Origin of the sequence: Bacillus sp. FSL K6-3458 (assembly GCF_038005045.1) — a bacterium.
GTDB classification, from domain to species: Bacteria; Bacillota; Bacilli; order Bacillales; family Bacillaceae; genus Bacillus; species Bacillus altitudinis.
On sequence record NZ_JBBOSI010000001.1, the window covers coordinates 2,545,497 to 2,563,336 of the forward strand.

General features: G+C 43.4%; 18 protein-coding genes and 1 riboswitch. Of the genes, 1 reads left to right on the forward strand and 17 read right to left on the reverse strand.

The genetic code is table 11. The annotated features are described in order from the left end of the window. Window positions 1–4 precede the first annotated feature (4 nt). The 8 genes from def to MHH23_RS13510 form a co-directional block, all read right to left on the reverse strand. The gene (def, locus tag MHH23_RS13475; protein ID WP_008344891.1) at window positions 5–487 is read right to left on the reverse strand and encodes a peptide deformylase; all 483 of its coding nucleotides are present in this window, start codon (window positions 485–487) and stop codon (window positions 5–7) included. Window positions 488–502: 15 nt separating this feature from the next. Continuing rightward, the gene (gene priA, locus MHH23_RS13480; RefSeq protein WP_340959657.1) at window positions 503–2,911 is read right to left on the reverse strand and encodes a primosomal protein N'; all 2,409 of its coding nucleotides are present in this window, start codon (window positions 2,909–2,911) and stop codon (window positions 503–505) included. Then, window positions 2,908–4,125, reverse strand: a complete 1,218-nt coding sequence (gene coaBC, locus MHH23_RS13485; RefSeq protein WP_340959659.1) for a bifunctional phosphopantothenoylcysteine decarboxylase/phosphopantothenate--cysteine ligase CoaBC — start codon at window positions 4,123–4,125, stop codon at window positions 2,908–2,910. The genes priA and coaBC overlap by 4 nt, the downstream gene beginning before the upstream one ends. 115 nt (window positions 4,126–4,240) lie before the next feature. After that, on the reverse strand, window positions 4,241–4,444 hold the full coding sequence (gene rpoZ, locus MHH23_RS13490) for a DNA-directed RNA polymerase subunit omega (protein WP_008344896.1): 204 nt from the start codon (window positions 4,442–4,444) through the stop codon (window positions 4,241–4,243). 3 nt (window positions 4,445–4,447) lie between these two features. Continuing rightward, window positions 4,448–5,062: a guanylate kinase gene (gene gmk / locus MHH23_RS13495; protein WP_007499680.1), complete on the reverse strand. Its 615-nt coding sequence runs from the start codon at window positions 5,060–5,062 to the stop codon at window positions 4,448–4,450. A gap of 9 nt (window positions 5,063–5,071) precedes the next feature. Next, window positions 5,072–5,341 (reverse strand): extracellular matrix/biofilm regulator RemA, encoded by a 270-nt coding sequence (remA, locus tag MHH23_RS13500; protein WP_008344898.1) that lies wholly within the window; start codon window positions 5,339–5,341, stop codon window positions 5,072–5,074. 76 nt (window positions 5,342–5,417) lie between these two features. Next, window positions 5,418–6,293: a YicC/YloC family endoribonuclease gene (locus tag MHH23_RS13505; RefSeq protein ID WP_217967224.1), complete on the reverse strand. Its 876-nt coding sequence runs from the start codon at window positions 6,291–6,293 to the stop codon at window positions 5,418–5,420. A gap of 83 nt (window positions 6,294–6,376) precedes the next feature. After that, window positions 6,377–9,052 (reverse strand): calcium-translocating P-type ATPase, SERCA-type, encoded by a 2,676-nt coding sequence (locus MHH23_RS13510; protein WP_007499684.1) that lies wholly within the window; start codon window positions 9,050–9,052, stop codon window positions 6,377–6,379. A 165-nt stretch (window positions 9,053–9,217) separates the two neighbouring features. Here MHH23_RS13510 and MHH23_RS13515 point away from each other — a divergent pair, with 165 nt between their 5' ends. Then, on the forward strand, window positions 9,218–10,927 hold the full coding sequence (locus MHH23_RS13515; RefSeq protein WP_327872177.1) for an Rqc2 family fibronectin-binding protein: 1,710 nt from the start codon (window positions 9,218–9,220) through the stop codon (window positions 10,925–10,927). 31 nt (window positions 10,928–10,958) lie between these two features. Here MHH23_RS13515 and MHH23_RS13520 read toward each other — a convergent pair whose 3' ends face one another. From MHH23_RS13520 to pyrE, 9 genes are all read right to left on the reverse strand, one after another. Continuing rightward, a complete protein-coding gene (locus MHH23_RS13520) occupies window positions 10,959–11,462 on the reverse strand; it encodes a precorrin-2 dehydrogenase/sirohydrochlorin ferrochelatase family protein (protein WP_039166748.1) in 504 nt (167 codons plus the stop codon). Beyond that, window positions 11,443–12,228: a sirohydrochlorin chelatase gene (locus MHH23_RS13525; RefSeq protein WP_024720330.1), complete on the reverse strand. Its 786-nt coding sequence runs from the start codon at window positions 12,226–12,228 to the stop codon at window positions 11,443–11,445. Before MHH23_RS13525 ends, MHH23_RS13520 begins: the two co-directional genes overlap by 20 nt. Before the next feature lie 76 nt (window positions 12,229–12,304). Then, window positions 12,305–13,060, reverse strand: a complete 756-nt coding sequence (gene cobA, locus MHH23_RS13530; protein ID WP_035700704.1) for a uroporphyrinogen-III C-methyltransferase — start codon at window positions 13,058–13,060, stop codon at window positions 12,305–12,307. Between the two features lie 28 nt (window positions 13,061–13,088). Further along, window positions 13,089–13,682, reverse strand: a complete 594-nt coding sequence (gene cysC, locus MHH23_RS13535; RefSeq protein ID WP_340959662.1) for an adenylyl-sulfate kinase — start codon at window positions 13,680–13,682, stop codon at window positions 13,089–13,091. Window positions 13,683–13,695: 13 nt separating this feature from the next. Continuing rightward, on the reverse strand, window positions 13,696–14,832 hold the full coding sequence (gene sat, locus MHH23_RS13540; RefSeq protein ID WP_024720328.1) for a sulfate adenylyltransferase: 1,137 nt from the start codon (window positions 14,830–14,832) through the stop codon (window positions 13,696–13,698). Between the two features lie 57 nt (window positions 14,833–14,889). Next, window positions 14,890–15,954, reverse strand: coding sequence for an inorganic phosphate transporter (locus tag MHH23_RS13545; RefSeq protein WP_008344915.1), 1,065 nt, complete (start codon window positions 15,952–15,954; stop codon window positions 14,890–14,892). A gap of 13 nt (window positions 15,955–15,967) precedes the next feature. Continuing rightward, complete coding sequence (locus MHH23_RS13550; RefSeq protein WP_008344917.1) at window positions 15,968–16,669, reverse strand: phosphoadenylyl-sulfate reductase; 702 nt, start codon at window positions 16,667–16,669, stop codon at window positions 15,968–15,970. 45 nt (window positions 16,670–16,714) lie between these two features. Next, a complete protein-coding gene (locus MHH23_RS13555) occupies window positions 16,715–16,819 on the reverse strand; it encodes a DUF2292 domain-containing protein (RefSeq protein ID WP_373367998.1) in 105 nt (34 codons plus the stop codon). Between the two features lie 116 nt (window positions 16,820–16,935). Continuing rightward, window positions 16,936–17,038, reverse strand: a riboswitch (SAM riboswitch). A 158-nt stretch (window positions 17,039–17,196) separates the two neighbouring features. Then, a complete protein-coding gene (gene pyrE / locus MHH23_RS13560) occupies window positions 17,197–17,835 on the reverse strand; it encodes an orotate phosphoribosyltransferase (RefSeq protein WP_017359346.1) in 639 nt (212 codons plus the stop codon). Window positions 17,836–17,840: the final 5 nt, after the last annotated feature.

Genomic DNA, 17,840 nt, shown 5'->3' on the forward strand with positions numbered 1-17,840 from the left:
TTCTTCACCCTTCCATTTCCGCAAGTTCTTTTTCTGTATACGTTTGAATGATCTTCGACGTGAATAATACGCCGTCTAAGTGATCAATTTCATGCAATAAAGCTCTTGCTAAAAATCCTTCTGCTTCTATTGTAAATGGTTTGCCTTTCTTATCAAAGGCTTTCACCTTCACATAATTTGGTCTTTCAACCGTTCCGTACAAAGATGGAAAGCTCAGGCAGCCTTCAATGTCTGTCTGGCTCCCTTCCACATCAAGAATCTCAGGATTTACTAAGTCAATCCTCCCAGAATCTTCACCGATATCGACCACGGCGATTCTTTTTGAGATGCCGATTTGTGGTGCGGCTAGGCCGACTCCATCTAGTTCAAGCATTGTATCATACATATCATCCAGCAGTTTTTTCAGTTTTTTATCGAATGTATCAACAAGCTCTGTTTGTTGTTCAAGCACGTCTGCAGGATGTAAGACTATCGGTTTGATTGCCACGAAAAGACCTCCGTTTTACATCATCATATATGGATTCATATCGATTGATATCATCAACTGTTTTTGTTCCATTTCTTTTTGATAATGATCTTGTATTTTTCGTAATAAACTTGCCAGTTCATTTTCCCTTTTGTATTTTATCACGCATTGATATCGATATCTATCTTTGATCTTAGCGATCGGAGAAGCAGCAGGACCGAGAATTCTTGTATTCGGTGCACAATTCATTTTCAGGAACTGAACAATTTTGTCTGTGACATGCGCTGCCTTTGTCACTTCTTCATGTGATACAGTCACCATCGCCAAAAAATAAAATGGCGGATAGGACTGATGACGACGGTGCAACATCTCCTGCTCATAAAAGGCTTCATAATCATGCTGTTTGGTTAATTCAATACTATAATGCGAAGGTGTATATGATTGAATAATGACTGATCCCGCTTTTTCATGACGTCCCGCACGTCCGCTTACTTGTGTAAGAAGCTGAAACGTTTTTTCACTTGAACGAAAATCAGGGATGTGAAGAGACGTATCCGCACTAAGGACACCGACAAGTGTAACATCTGGAAAGTCTAATCCTTTTGCAATCATTTGCGTCCCAAGCAGAATGTCTGCTTCTTTATTACCAAAGGACGTGAGAAGCTTTTCGTGCGCGCCTTTCCGAGAGGTTGTATCTACATCCATTCGGATGACCCTTGCTTCTGGCAATACCTTCGTCAGCTCTTCTTCCACACGCTGCGTGCCTGTACCAAAATAGCGAATATGCTCACTGTGACATTCTGGGCATTCTGCAGGTACAGGAGCTTCGTGACCGCAATAATGGCACTTCAGCCGTTTTTGAAAGCGGTGATAAGTGAGAGAGATCTCACAATGAGGACATTGTTCCACATATCCGCAATCACGGCACATCACAAAGGATGAATAACCTCTTTTATTGAGAAATAAAACTGCCTGCTCTTTCCTTTCAAGTACTTCTTTTAACCTAAGCATTAATTCTTCTGAGAACATGGAGCGGTTGCCATTTCTTAATTCTTCTCTCATATCAATTAACGAAACGTGCGGCAGCTGCTGCTGATTGACGCGCCGTTTGAGCGTCAGCAGTGTATACACACCCTTTTTCGCACGCGCATATGACTCAAGTGAAGGCGTTGCACTGCCTAATACAACCGGACATTGGTGCCGCCCTGCTCGTTCAATGGCCACATCTTTCGCATGATACCGAGGCATTTCTTCTTGTTTATATGACGATTCGTGTTCTTCATCTATAATGATCATTCCTAGATTTTCAAACGGGGCAAAAACAGCCGATCTTGCGCCAACGACAAGCTTGACTTCCTTGCGGTGGATTTTCCGCCATTCATCGTATTTTTCCCCAGTCGATAAGCCGCTATGAAGAACAGCCACATTAGACCCGAAGCGCTCTTTAAAACGCTGGACCATTTGAGGCGTTAATGAAATTTCAGGAACTAGGACGATCGCTTCTTTTCCCTTTTGGAGGACATGATCAATCGTCTGTAAATAAATTTCGGTTTTACCGCTTCCTGTGACCCCGTGCAGTAAAAACGTTTCATGTTTTTCATCGCTCACTGCTTGATGAATGGGTTTTGCCGCTTCTGCTTGCTCTGTTGTGAGATCAAGAGGAGTAGATGGTGTAAACTTTCTGTCCCGATAAGGATCTCGATAAATCTCTTCATAGCTTTCTGTTAACAGACCTTCTTGAATCAAGGCTTTTATCGTTTGAGAACTAGCGCCTGTTTGCTGCTGCAAATCTTTTGCTAAAAACGTCGTTTCATTCGCTTGAAGTAAAAAGGTAAGCAGCGCCTTCTGTTTCACCGCATTTTTCTTTAACTGCTTCTGTTTTTCTTCAAGTTTTTCTTTCGTAACTGCTACCTGAAGTGTCCGCACCTTTTTCTTTCCGGATTTTTGTGAGACGTGATATCTGACTTCTAGATGGCCTTTTTGGACATGCTTTTGAATAGGCTTCAGCTGTTCAGGCGGAATGTCAGCGTAAAGGATGCTCTCTTGCTGACCGAAAAGCTCTTTCAATGACTGCGGAAGTTCCTCAGCAGATAACACCTGAATTTCTTTTTCATATTTGGCTTTCATCGCTGCCGGAAGCATCGATTGAAGCGCCGTAATATGATAGGACAATGTTTTTTCCGTCAGCCAGTGGGAAAGCTCCAATAGCTCATCTGTCAGAACAGGAGATAAATCAAATAAATCGACAATGTCCTTGATATTTCCTGACTGTACGTCTGTTTCTTCTTTGATTTTTGTCACAAACCCTTGAATCTTCCTTGGGCCAAAAGGAACCACTACCCTCATACCAGCCTTGACAAGGCCTTTAAAGCGGTCTGGCACACGATAGTCAAACGGCCTGTCAATGGCTTTCGTTGTGACATCGACGATCACTTCAGCAATCATGCTCGATCACGCTCTTTTGGCAGCAGCTGCTTTGCCTCCTGTAAGATTTCAAAGGCAAGGTCTTTTTTGCTCATCATTGGCAGCTCTTTTTTTGTTCCGTCTGCTTTGATCAATGCTGCGACATTCGTATCTGTGCCAAAGCCCGCGCCCTCTGCTGCAACATTGTTCGCGACAATCATATCTAAATGCTTGGATTCGATTTTCTTTTTCGCATAGTATTCTACATCCTGCGTCTCAGCTGCAAAGCCGACTAGCACCTGATGTTCTTTTCTTTTCCCAAGCTCTTTTAAAATATCTTTCGTCCGCTTAAATTCAACCGCTAGTTCACCGTCTTGTTTTTTCATTTTATGAGAATACGTCGTGACAGGCGTATAATCGGCAACGGCTGCTGATTTAATCACTATATCTGCTGACTCGTATACATCTAATGCTGCTTGATACATCTCCTCAGCCGATTCCACTTGCACCACATTCACATGCTCAGGTGCAGTTAACGAAACAGGTCCTGAAATGAGCGTGACATCAGCCCCCATTTGCTCGGCAGCTTCTGCAATGGCATATCCCATTTTCCCAGAAGATCGATTTGAAAGGAACCGAACAGGGTCGATCACTTCTCGTGTAGGGCCAGCTGTGACCACGACTTTTTTACCTGAAAGCGGCAAGCTGGTTGGCTCATCAAAAAACGCACGGATGTGTTCAACAATTTTTTCAGGCTCCTCTAAGCGTCCTTTTCCAATGTAGCCGCATGCTAAATAGCCTTCACTTGGCTCTATAAACCGGTAGCCGTCTTCATATAAAGTGCGGATGTTCCGTTTGACAGCTGGATGGTCATACATGTGCACATTCATAGCCGGTGCAACCCATACAGGAGCTGTTGAAGCAAGCAAGGTCGTTGTGAGCATATCATCAGCAAGTCCTGCGGCCATTTTACCAATGGTATGTGCTGTTGCAGGGGCAACAAGAATGAGATCGGCCCAGTCAGCTACATCAATATGCGCAATGACTTTTGGATTATTTTCTTTAAATGTATCCACATACACCTCATGCCGAGATAGGGCTTGAAAGGTGAGCGGAGACACAAACTCACGGGCAGATTCTGTCATAATCACTCTTACGTTTGCGCCTGCCTGTACGAGTTTACTAGTGAGTGCAGCTGCTTTATATACGGCGATTCCTCCGCTGACGCCGAGTAAAATATTTTTTGACTGTAACATTTGTTTGTCCCCCTTAACGGCCTTTTTCACAAATTCGTCTACAATTCAAAAAAGTCAAAACCAATCATAGTTTTGACTTTTTTGAACGTATCGTATCTGCATAGCAGAAGCGATGTTATTCTTGCTCTTCTTTTTCAAATGTCAAAAGACCAGCATCGATTTCTTCAAGAGCTTTCCCTACAAATTTGTAGGATTTTGTGTTTTCGATTTGTTGATCTTGATGGATTTGCATTTCACGTGCACGGCGTGCAGACACTGTGACAAGTGTATATTTTGAGTCAAGTTTGTTCATCAATGAGTCAATTGAAGGATCTAACATGGTTTATTCTACCCCCAGCATTTTTTTATATCTTGGTGCGACTCTGTCTCTTCGCAGGTGCTCTGCAAGGACGATCGCTTTAATTCTTTCACATGCAAGCTCGACATCGTCGTTTTCAACGACATAGTCATAAGCATCCATCATTTCAATTTCTTCTTTTGCAGCAGCCATTCGGTTACGGATGAGATCCTCAGATTCTGTCCCGCGTGTAATAATGCGGTTTTGAAGTTCTGAAAGACTTGGCGGTGCAAGGAAAATAAAGAGACCTTCCGGGAATGCTTCTCTTACTTGAAGTGCACCTTGCACTTCGATTTCAAGGAAAACATCTTTTCCTTCGCTCAATGTTTGTTCTACATAGTCAACAGGCGTGCCGTAGTAATTCCCGACATATTCTGCCCATTCTAACAGCTTTTTGTTTTCAATCATATGTTCAAATTCTTCCCTGGTTTTAAAGAAATAATCAACACCATTTCTTTCACCTTCACGCGGTTTGCGGGTTGTCACAGAAATAGAGTATTCAAATTTCGTATCTTCCTGGGAGAAAATGGCTTGTCTGACCGTTCCTTTTCCAACTCCCGAAGGTCCAGAGAGAACGATTAAAAGTCCTCTTTCTTTCATAATGGCGTATTACCCCTGCCCTTCATCTATGATTTCTTCTTTTACAGAAAGTCTTTGCGCGACAGTCTCAGGCTGAACGGCAGATAAGATGACATGGTCACTGTCCATAATGACAACAGCACGGGTTCTTCTTCCGTATGTCGCATCAATGAGCATGCCTCGATCTCTTGCGTCTTGTATCATTCGTTTAATCGGTGCTGATTCCGGACTGACGATCGAAATCATCCGATTCGCTGAAATGATGTTTCCAAATCCGATATTGATCAACTTTATGGTCATCTTCTTTCGTCCCCCTGTAATATAAACGTCTCTAGTCTCGCCGAAAGAGACGCACTGTAAACAGCATACACAATGACTATTCTATATTTTGCACTTGTTCTTTTATTTTTTCAATAGCGCTTTTCATTTCAACCACCAGCTTTGTTAAATGGTGATGGTTTGCTTTTGATCCAATCGTGTTCACTTCACGGTTGAGCTCCTGTACAAGAAAGTCAAGCTTTCGTCCGGCAGCGCCGCCTTGCATCAAAATTTGCTGGAACTGCTGAAAATGACTTTTCAGCCTGGTAATCTCTTCTGTAATGTCACAGCGATCAGCAAAGATGGCCGCCTCTGTGGTCAGTCTGCTCTCTTCAAGCGCCTCTCCGATCCATTCTTGTAATCTTTGATTCAATCGTTCTTTGTACTGACTCACAACCTCTGGTGCAAACACTTTGATTTCTTCTGTAAATGCCTCGAGTTCAGACAGCCTGAGTTCACAGTCTTTTTGAAGTGATGTTCCCTCCTGCTCTCTCATGAAGCAAAGCTCCTTGACAGCTTCTTCACAAGTGTCAATCAGCAAATGCTCCAGCTGCTCATTCCGGCTGACTGACTCTTCCACCTGAACAGCCTGTTCCAGCTTCAGTAAGTCATGTGCATGCTGAATACCTGAAATATGATAGCGGTCCTCAAGGTCTTTTGCGGCTTTCATATATTCATCAAGCAGCGGCCAGTCAATCTGTAAAGACCGGCTTGCAAGTTTACCGCCTTCAATCGTAACAAACAGCTCAATTCGACCGCGCTGCACGTGACGAAGAATGATTTTTTTTAGTGTATCTTCGAAATATAAAAGCGGCCTCGGCAAACGGGCATGAACCTCTTTAAAACGGTGATTGACCGATTTTAGCTCAACTGACACTGTCAGTTCACCATCCGTTTTACTCGCTTGGCCGAATCCCGTCATACTGCGTATCATGTGAAAACACCCAATTCTTTCATATTAATAAAATGAAAAAGGTAATAGCAGACACTATTACCTCAAAATTATACCATAACCAATTATTTTTTTCTTGTCAAAAGTGATCCTGCCAGTAAAAAAGTTGGCAATGCAGACATACCGATGATCAGAAGCCAATCGACTGGTGCGACCGCCACCGTTTTGAAAATTGGCTGAAGCGGCGGATAATAAATGACCACAAGCATCAGCAGCAGGGAAGACACAACGGCGCCGATCAAGTACATATTCCCAAATGGATTGCGTTCAAAAATAGACCGTTCACTGCGGCAGTCAAACACATGAATGAGCTGCGCCAAAACGAGTGTGCTGAATGCAACCGTCTGAGCATATTGAAGATTGTTCGGATCACGGTGATACACAAACATAAAGGCTAACAAAGTGGCAATCCCGATCAGAAACCCTCTTGATATGACCTTCCAACCAAGCCCTCTTGCAAAAATCCCCTCTTTCATGTTCCGCGGCTTTCTCTTCATGACATCGCCTTCTGGTTTATCCATTCCAAGTGCCATAGCCGGCAGGCCGTCTGTGACAAGGTTTACCCACAAAATTTGAATTGGAACGAGAGGCAATGGAAGCGCAAGAAGCATCGCAAACAGCATAACCAAAATCTCTCCCACATTCGATGCCAGCAAATAGCGGACAAATTTGCGAATGTTTTCATAAATATTCCGGCCCTCTTTAATAGCGGATTTAATGGTCGCAAAGTTGTCATCAAGCAAAATAAGAGAAGAAGCTTCTTTGGCAACGTCTGTTCCGGTAATCCCCATGGATATGCCGATATCCGCCTGTTTAATCGCTGGCGCATCATTCACCCCATCACCTGTCATCGCGACAATATGGCCATTTTTTTGATAGGCCTTCACAATTCTCAGTTTATGCTCAGGTGATACACGGGCAAAGACGTACACATCTTCTGCTGTTTGCTCCAGCTCTTTGTCGCTTAGCTGATCCAGAGCTTTTCCATCAAGCACCTTTCCTTGCTTCGGTAAGAGACTTAAATCTTTAGCGATCGCTTTAGCCGTTTCTACGTGATCGCCTGTAATCATCACTGTTTTAATGCCAGCATCCCGGCATTCTTTAATCGCTCGTCTCACTTCAGGACGAGGTGGATCAATCATGCCCTCTAGACCGATAAATGTGAGGCCAGTTTCTGCCTGCTGAACAGAGGTGATTTTTTCTGTCAGGCTTACTTTTTTATATGCAATCGCAATAGTTCTAAGCGCTTGTCTTGCTAAACCTTGAATCGCAGCTTCTGTTTCTTGCCGGTGGGCCTTTGAAAATGAGGCGGTGCGTCCGCCGTGCATCATATGACTTGAACGGTTCATCAACACATCTGGCGCCCCTTTGGCAATGACATACCGCTCCTTCTGATTCGTTTCCACGACGACTGACATCATTTTTCTTTCAGAGTCAAAAGGGAATTCCTCCACCACACGAAATCCCGCTTCGATGAATTGCTCTGTAAAACCCGCTTTACGCGCAGCGGTTAGAAGTGCTCCTTCTGTCGGATCACCATCAAGTCTCATCTCTCCGTCTTTTTCAACGATGGTCGATGTATTACAAAGTGCTCCGTATAATAGCACCTTTTGCAGGCTTGGATGTTTGTCTACATGGACAAGTTCTCCGTTTAAGGTAAAATCACCTGACGGCTCGTACCCAGTGCCAGAAATATTCCATGTTTTCCCCTCTGCCCATACATGTGTCACTGTCATTTTATTTTGTGTCATTGTGCCTGTTTTATCGGAGCAAATAATCGAGGCGCAGCCAAGTGTTTCCACAGCAGGCAGCTTTCTGACAATGGATTTTTGTTTAATCATCCGTTGCACACCTAGGGAAAGTGCGACAGTGACGATCGCCGGCAGTCCTTCTGGAATCGCAGCAACAGCGAGAGATACACCCGCTAAGAACATATGATACAAATCATGACCTTGCACCACACCAAGAACAACCACAAGAACAGTTAAAAATAATGCAGCAACAATTAAAATTTTCCCCAGCTGCTCAAGGCGTCTTTGCAGCGGTGTTTCCATATTACCTGCTGAATCCAGCATACCGGCAATTTGTCCCATCGCTGTATTCATCCCTGTACCAATGACAACCCCTACACCGCTTCCCCTCGTGACAAGCGTCCCCATAAAGGCCATGTTCGTCAAATCTCCAAGCGAGACATGATCTCGTGAGAGCGGACTCGCATGTTTGACCGCTGGGATGGACTCTCCAGTGAGGGCAGATTCTTCGATTTCCAAACTCTTTGTTTCTAGTAATCTGATATCTGCCCCAATTCGGTCCCCGCTTGAAAACTTCACAATATCTCCCGGTACGAGGTGCTTGGACGGGATCTTGACCCATTCATTGTTTCTCCTTGCATAGACATGCGGCGTTGATAATTCCTTTAGTGCTTGGAGGGACTTTTCCGCACGGCGTTCCTGATAAAAGCCAAGCACACCATTTATCAGCACAATCGCCACAATCGCCACAGCATCAATGTATTCACCTAAAAAAGCAGAAATAATCGTTGCCGCAAGCAGGATTAACACCATAAAGTCTTTAAATTGCGCTAAAAAAATAACGAACGCCGACGCCTTTTTCCCTTCCTGCAATTCATTTGGCCCATGCTTTTCAAGCCGCTTTTGCACATCTTTTTCTGACAGTCCGTCACCTATCGATGTATTCATTGTTTTTAATAAATCGGTTTGGTTCAGTTCATGCCAATTCATTTGACCTCGTCCACTCCTCTTTTGTTCTCTCTCTTATGCAGTGTTCTATAAGCCAGTTTATTCAGACTCGTCCTAAATCATGCTATAATAATAAGACTGCCTAAAGAACGAGAAAACGTAAGGTTCTTTCAGTAGATTTGTGTGAAAGAAGAGGGTGTATCCAACATGTCATTTGACGGCATTTTTACATATGGTATGACAAATGAATTGCAAGAAACATTAACTGGCGGAAGAATTTCGAAAATACATCAGCCCTACAAGCATGAGCTGATTTTTCATATCCGGTCAAAGGGGAAGAATCATAAGCTTCTTTTATCTGCTCACCCGAGCTATGCAAGAGTACAGCTCACTGAGCATCATGATGATAACCCGAGCGAACCACCAATGTTTTGTATGCTCCTCAGAAAACATCTTGAGGGTGGGTTCATTGAACGTTTTGAACAAATTGGGTTAGATCGGGTGATCGTGCTGCACGTGCGAAGCCGAAATGAAATTGGCGATGAACAAACCCGTAAGCTATATATTGAAATTATGGGCCGGCACAGCAACTTAATTCTCGTGGAGGACGAAACGGAGCAGATCATTGACGGACTGAAACATCTTTCTCCATCTGTGAACAGCTATCGAACGGTGCTGCCCGGACATCAATATCTTCTGCCGCCGGCACAGCAAAAGCTGAATCCTTTTGACGTGACGAAGGAAGATATTTTAAAGCATTTACGTTTTCAAGAAGGGAAAATCGCCAATCAAATTGTCGATACATTCTCTGGGGTTTCTCCGCTGTTTGCTAAGGAAGCTGTCCACAGGGCCGGTCTTGCCAATCAGGAAACGATTCCAAGTACATTGCTCGAGATGTTTCAGCTCATTCAGGCGCATTCTTTTACCCCTCAGCTCACGAGAAAAGATGGGAAAGAGTATTTTTATTTATTAGAACTTCAGCATGTCGATGGTGACATGAAGACGTTTGATTCTCTTAGTGAGCTACTTGACCGTTTTTATTTCGGAAAAGCTGAAAGAGACAGAGTCAAACAGCAGGCGGCTGACCTTGAACGTTTTGTTGCGAATGAAAAAAAGAAAAATGAAAACAAGCTGAAAAAACTAAAAAGAACGCTTGAAGAATCTCAAAATGCGCATAAGTATCAGCTTTATGGTGAATTGCTTACTGCCAATATATATGCGATTAAAAAAGGGGATAAAGAAGCGACTGTTATCAATTATTATGATGAAGAAGGCGGAGAGATCACGATCCCGCTCAAAACAAACAAAACCCCTTCTGAAAATGCACAAGCGTATTTTACAAAATACCAAAAGGCAAAAAATGCAGTAGAGGCCGTAAATGAACAAATCAAGCGAACACATGAAGAAATTGTTTATTTTGACGAGCTGATCCAGCAGCTGTCCTCTGCCTCACCAAAAGATTTAGAGGAAATAAGAGAAGAACTGGTGGAAGGAAAATATTTGCGTCCCAAACAAAAACGCAACGCCAAAAAGAAAAAACCATCGGCCATTCAGCTTGAAGCATATGAATCTTCTCAAGGTGTTCCGATTCTCGTTGGAAAAAACAACAAGCAAAACGAATATTTGACCACAAAGGCGGCAGCTCGTGATGACATTTGGCTGCACACAAAGGATATTCCTGGATCACATGTTGTCATTCGTCACAAAGCACCTGATGAACAAACATTGCTTGAAGCGGCACAAATTGCTGCCTACTTCTCGAAGGCAAAAGAATCAAGCTCCGTCCCTGTCGATTATACGAAAATCCGGCATGTGAAAAAACCAAACGGAGCAAAACCGGGCTTTGTCACGTATGATCAACAGCAAACATTATTTGTGACGCCTGATGAGGATGTTGTCCTAAAGCTGAGAAAATAAAAAAAAGCCGATTAAATCTTTAGATGAGATTTTATCGGCTTTTTCTTTGTCTTTTTTTTCTTTCTATATAGAGCTCATCCAGTGCATCTACATCCTCTTGTTCAAGCAAGGTCTCAATGGCCGCAGCCAGCTGTTTAGTGCGGGCTGGGCTTGCACCACTCGTAGATATGGAGATTGTCACTTTTCCTGCCCTTACAACCTTTGGCACAATCACATTGCCTAGCTCTGACTGGCTCACACAGTTGACGAGCTGATGAGGAAGCGCTGATTGCGTCATCCACTCGTTTACTGAAGGATCATCTGTAGCAGCAACAATTAAAAATGCATCCTTTACATCTTCCGCATCCACTTTCTTTTTCTTCCAAGTCAGCTGATATGTCTCAATGAGATTCGCCATTTCATCACAAATGTCAGGGCTCACAATGGTTATGCTGCATGGCTCCATGCATAGCGCACTCGTCCTTCTAGCCGCAATCCTTCCACCGCCGGCAATTAGCACGTGTTTATTGGTTAGATCAAGATGAACTGGAAGCATGGCTTTCTCCTTGAAAACGAAACGCATCCTCTTTGTTTAAGATGGTTTCCTGCACACGTTCAATATAAGCTGCTTTTACATGGGGATGAAACCCAATATACCGGCAGACACGGACATCTCGCAGCCGCTCTCTCGCCTGATTCGCTTCACTCTCAATCTCTTTCATTAAAATGCCGGTAAATAAAAGATAAGGCACGAGATAGACAGGCGTATCATCATCTACTGTTAACTGTGCTAAGACGTCACGATAATTCGGTTCACACGCTGTAATAAAACACGGAAAAACCTCTGCACAAGGCAACATGCTTCGGACATCATCTGCAATGCCAAACACATCCCGCTTTACATCTGGATCAGAGCTTCCGCGGCCAATTAAGAGAATTTTTGCACGCTCTCCCTTGTATCCAGCTTCTTCAATTCTTGCGATAACCGCTTTCGTGACTTCTTGGTTCACGCCTATAGGTCTTCCATATGTCACCTTCACTTGTGGGAAACGTTTTTGCACTTTCACAATCTCATCTGGAATATCTGATTTGGCATGCATGGCAGTTAAAAGGAGGAGCGGGACGATCGCAATGTGGGTTGCTCCTTTTTGTACACAAGTCTCAAACCCTTCTTCGATTGAAGGGTCCGTCAACTCTAAAAAACAAATTTCTTGGATATCTGCTTCCACTAACGGCATACAGCTTTTCATAAAAGAAATGGCTTTATCCTGTGCTTCTTTTACCCTGCTTCCATGCCCAACATAAAGGACAGCTTGTTTCATTTGACTCCTCCTTGCGACCTTAGTTTTATTCAGACGAAAAGACACGATGTCTACACGTGTCTTTTCACCTTTGTTTTCATTTCTCAATCAGTGCTGGTTCAAACCAGTTCAACTTTTGATGAAAGTGAACGACATCTCCTACCACGATTAAACTTGGGTGCTCGATCCCTTCTTTTTCAACCGTTTCAGATAGTGTCGCCACCGTGCAGCAAGTCGTCTTTTGCCTTGTGGTCGTTCCCCAGTGAATAAACGCAGCTGGGGTTTCAGGATTCCGCCCATTTTTCAAAAGCAACCGCTGGACTCTTTCCACGTTTTTGACGCCCATGTAAATGACAAGGGTATCAATCCCCGTCGCCAGCGCTTCCCACTTTTCTTCAAAATGTTCATCCTTTTGATAATGCCCTGTCACAAACGCAACATTTGAGCTGAATTCTCGGTGCGTGACTGGAATGCCTGCATAAGCAGCCGCTGCAATGCCAGAAGTAATCCCCGGGACAACTTCATACGGAATACCATGCTCAGCTAAGCATTCGATTTCTTCACCGCCACGGCCAAATACAAAGGGATCACCGCCTTTTAGACGAACGACTATGTTCCCTTCCTTCGCATGAGCAACAAGTGCTTCGTTAATCGCTTCCTGTCTCATCGTGTGATGATTCGGCAGTTTGCCGCAATAGATCAACTCCGCCTCCGGTTTGGCATGGGCAAGAATCTCTTGATTGACAAGACGATCATATAAAATGACATCTGCCTGCTGTATTGCCTTATGGGCCTTTAGTGTAATTAAGTCTGGGTCACCCGGTCCGGCACCAACAATGTATACTTTCCCCATCTTGCTTTCTCCCCCTGCCATCAAGCGATTATTTCGTTTTATCCTTTACATAATCAACAAGGCGCTGTTTTGACTCCTCGCGTGATAATTCACCTGTATTTAGGACAAGCTCAGGCGCAGCTGGCTCTTCGTATGGTGAATCGATTCCCGTGAAAAATGGAATTTCGCCGTTTCTTGCTTTTTTATATAATCCCTTTGGATCACGCTCTTCACACACGTTCAGATCACATTTCACAAACACTTCGTGAAATTCTCCGTCTTCGACTAACTGTCTTACGATTTGGCGGTCTTCTTGAAATGGTGAAATAAAAGCAGTAATGACAATCGTTCCTTGCTCAACAAATAATTTCGCCACTTCACCGATGCGCCGAATGTTCTCTTTTCTGCCGTCATCTGAAAAGCCTAAGTCTTTATTGAGTCCATGGCGTACGTTATCGCCATCAAGAACTGTCACTTGGTACCCCTGTTCAAACAGCTCTCGAGCCGCTGCGTTGGCGATCGTCGATTTACCTGAACCGCTTAGACCTGTCAGCCAAATGATTCCGCTTGTATGGTTGTTTTTCTGTTGATATTCTTTTTTAGTAATAGATGAATCATGCCAAACGATATGTTCGTTGCTCATGTCATATCCTCCTTTAAGATACCGTCGTTTTTAATCCTTCGATTAATGTTTCAATGACTTCTTTTCGGCTGAACGTGCTCGGTGGTAATTCACCATTTCTCAGCATCGTTCTGACCTTTGTACCTGAGAGAATGACATGTTCGCTTTTATCATGTGGGCATGTTTTTGGTGTTGCCATGGCTTCACATGTATTGCAGTAAAAGCTGTGCTCAAATTTTAATGGTGTGATCCCAATTTCTTCGCTTGTAAATTGTTCAAATAGCTCCTGCGCTTCGTATGTGCCGTAATAATCACCAACACCTGCATGATCTCTGCCGACAATAAAATGTGTACAGCCATAATTTTTACGCACAAGCGCATGAAAAATCGCTTCCTTTGGTCCAGCATAACGCATGGCAGCAGGAAAAACACCTAAAAAGACGCGGTCTTTCGGGTAATAACCGTTCAGTAACACTTGATAGCTTTTCATTCTTACATCTGCTGGAATATCATCAGATTTTGTTTCACCAACAAGTGGATTTAGAAATAGACCATCCACTGTTTCCAGTGCTGTCTTTTGAATGTATTCATGCGCACGATGGACTGGGTTTCTCGTTTGGAAACCGACAATGGTTTTCCAGCCGTTTTCTTTAAAATGTTTTCTTGTTTCTTCTGGCTCATACGTAAATTGCGGGAAAGGTTTTTCACTGCGTTTCGTCAGTGTAATTTTACCACCAATATACGTATCACCGCGTTCAAATAATTTTTTCACGCCTGGGTGATTGCGGTCATCTGTTTTATACACATTCACTGCTTCCTTTTCCTTATCAGGTGTGTATTGATCTTCCACCTCAATGACCCCGTATACTGTTCCATTATACGATAGACGAACAATGTCACCTCGATTGATCTCCGCTGCTTTTTCCTTTGTGACAGGCAAAGTAATCGGAAGAGACCAAACGACACCACTTGCTAGTCGCATACTGCTGACAACTGCTTCATAATCAGCTTTCGTTAAAAACCCTTCAATTGGACTATACCCGCCAATTGCGATGAGTTCAAGGTCTGCAAAAGAGATGGCATCCAGCTCAATTTCTTTCGCAGCTGTGCTTAGATCAAATTCTTCATTTACTCGATTAATTAATACGCCACCATGTGGTGTTAAACTCATTTGTTCATCTTCCTCTCAATGTTCATATTTATTAGATGTTAATAGTCGGATTTATATTTAAATCCCGCCGCCCTGTTCATGAATCGAGCTGCTCTCATTTTTAACTGCCTTCATAAGACTCAGTGCACCTAGTGAAGCAAGCAGTACACTCATCATGATAAAGATAGAGTAATAGTCTCCTTTTAAGAAAAGGCTTACCAACAAATAAGATAGACTAAGTGATAAGAAAGGTGACACAACCCATACCTTCAGCATTTTTTTCACAACATGTTTATGAAAAATGTTCGGTCCACCCTTTGCCATACCAAGCCCAATAATGGACGAGGAGGTAATTTGAGTAAGGGGAACAGGGAGTCCGAATATAGAGCTGACGATGACAAGTCCTGCACCGGTGCTCGATAATAGAATGCCTTCACCCGTTTGATAGCGTGTAATTTTCTTTCCGTTTGTTTCTAGTACCCTTCTTCCTAGAAGCAGCGCCCCAATGGCCACAAAGATTCCGCCGTAAAGGGTTCCTTGCCCGACTGATAAAACACCTGACGCGACAAGCGGGCCGACCGCATTAGCGACATTGTTCATGCCGGCTGAAAATGCTTCTAAAAACCCACTAATAATCAAAACAACAGATAAGATCAATGTACCTTTTTTGGATAACGTCCGTTTAGGGAACAATCTGATGATTTTGACAACAGCAAAGGTAAAAACAAAGGCAACAATCGGAATAATCACCCAAAAAGAGACAATGACTAAGATCGATTTCACATACAGCACTTTATATGCGGCTGCCACACCGACCACAGCACCTACTGTGACCTCACTTGTGGATAAAGGAATGGCCAAGAGATTCGCTATGAAAAGTGATAATGCGGCCGAGCCAATGATGATACACACAATTTCAAGTGTGATGACAGATTCCGGCATAATCCCGGAGCTGATCGTTTTGACGACCTCACCGCCGCCAATCACTGAACCTGCTAATATTCCAACCGCACAAACGCTGAGCGCGTATATTGGCTTTTTGATCGCACCTGAACCATATGCGATGCCCATCGAAGCGGCTGCTCCGCTTGCGCCAATATTTAAAGCAAAGAATAAGCTAAATAAAATTGCGGCGATTTCCATACATTATGCTCCCTTACTCATGTAATCCGCACTCAGTCTTTGCTGTCCCTGACCATCTTCCAGAACGCAAATCATCAGCAGTAAATGCCGGCTGTGTACAAGGTGCACACCCGATGCTTGGATATCCTTGGTCATGCAGCGGATTATAAGTAAGATCCTCTCTAGACGCATATCTCCATATGTCCTTCCACGTCCAGTGGATGAGCGGACATACTTTGACTGATTGGAATTTTTCATCCTTATTTAAGAAGTTCGTACCTGCTCGTTTAGGCGACTGCTCTCTTCTTAAACCAGACAGCCATGCTGGATAGCCAGATAGTGCCTCTTGCAATGGAATGACCTTTCTCATATGGCAGCAGCTTTGAGGATTCGTTTCCCATAATTTATCACCATGCTGCTCATTCTGCTCTTCCACCGTCAGCTCAGGTGTTTTCAGCACGATGTCTAAACCAGGATATCTTTCCTTAACTGCATCAATGGTGTCGTATGTTTCCTTGAAATGCAGACCTGTATCTAAAAAGACAATTCTTGCATCTTTTTTTACTTTCGCAATAAGATCGATCAGGACAATGCCCTCAATGCCAAAACTGCATGCATAAACGAGCTGATCACCATAGTGGCCGTACGCCCATTTCAGCACAGATAGGGCCCCTTTATACAAATCGTCCTCTTGAAATGTAATGGACGGCTCTTGCCAATTTTCATAAGTTAACATTGTTTCTCCCCTTCCGGAGTACTGCTTCTATTGCTATTCTCCGCACTACTTTAATCTGATTTTTTCATTTTTTTCCACTTGAATCACTTGACCGTCCTGAACGACCAACGTAATTGAACCGAATTTCATATCCCCAATCAGCTCTTGCATGTGCTTCACTAAGTCCTCATCCTGGTTTTGTTTCAGTTCCATCTCCTCTTCCTCCTCACCGTTAAAATAAAAAAACTTTCTTTCAGTCCGAAAGAAAGATGAGGAAGCTCACGATTTCCTTATCTTTCAAAATAGAATCATTTTGCAGGAAGTAGCACCTTGCAAATCGCAGGTTGCCGGGCTTCATCGGGCCAGTCCCTCCACCTCTCTGGATAAGAGTTTTAATTTGTATTAAATATTAACACAATTCAAACAAAAGTCAACCCGACTTTATTGATAGGATTAGTTTTTATTTAAATTTGAGTCTATTTTACTATTTTTAACCAAATAAAAAACTGTGCAGTGCAGCACAGCTTTTTTAAAACAAGACAAGCTTTTTAGACCGTTTCTTCCATCCAAGATTCAGACGAAGGATCCTGTCTCCAGCGTTTTAGTTTATTCATAGCAGAAGGCTCAATTGCTTTTAGCTCAAGTGCCACTTCTGTCAGTGTGTCATAGTCTGTCAGCGTAACATAGGGAATGTTTTTCTCTTGAAAAGCCGCAGCTGCTTTTGGCAGTCCATAAGTGAAGATCGCAACAACTCCGAGTACGTCACAGCCTTCTTCTTCTAGAGCAGCCACAACTTCAAGAACGCTGCCTCCAGTTGAGATGAGGTCTTCTACGACAACCACCTTTTGTCCAGGTGATACGGCTCCTTCAATTTGATTTCCTTTTCCGTGTGCTTTTGGTTTACTTCTTACATAACACATCGGTACGTTCAGACGATCAGCTGCTAATGCCGCATGAGGAATGCCAGCTGTAGCTGTACCTGCGACAACTTCCGCTCCTTCAAAATGAGTGAGAATCAAGTCTTTTAAACCTTCCGCAATGTCCCCTCTGACCTCAGGATAAGACAAGGTGAGGCGATTGTCACAGTAAATCGGTGATTTGATACCGCTCGCCCATGTAAATGGTTCGTCTGGTTTTAAAGAGACAGCTTTGATTTGTAATAAATGCTTCGCGATTTTCGTTTTCATCCGGC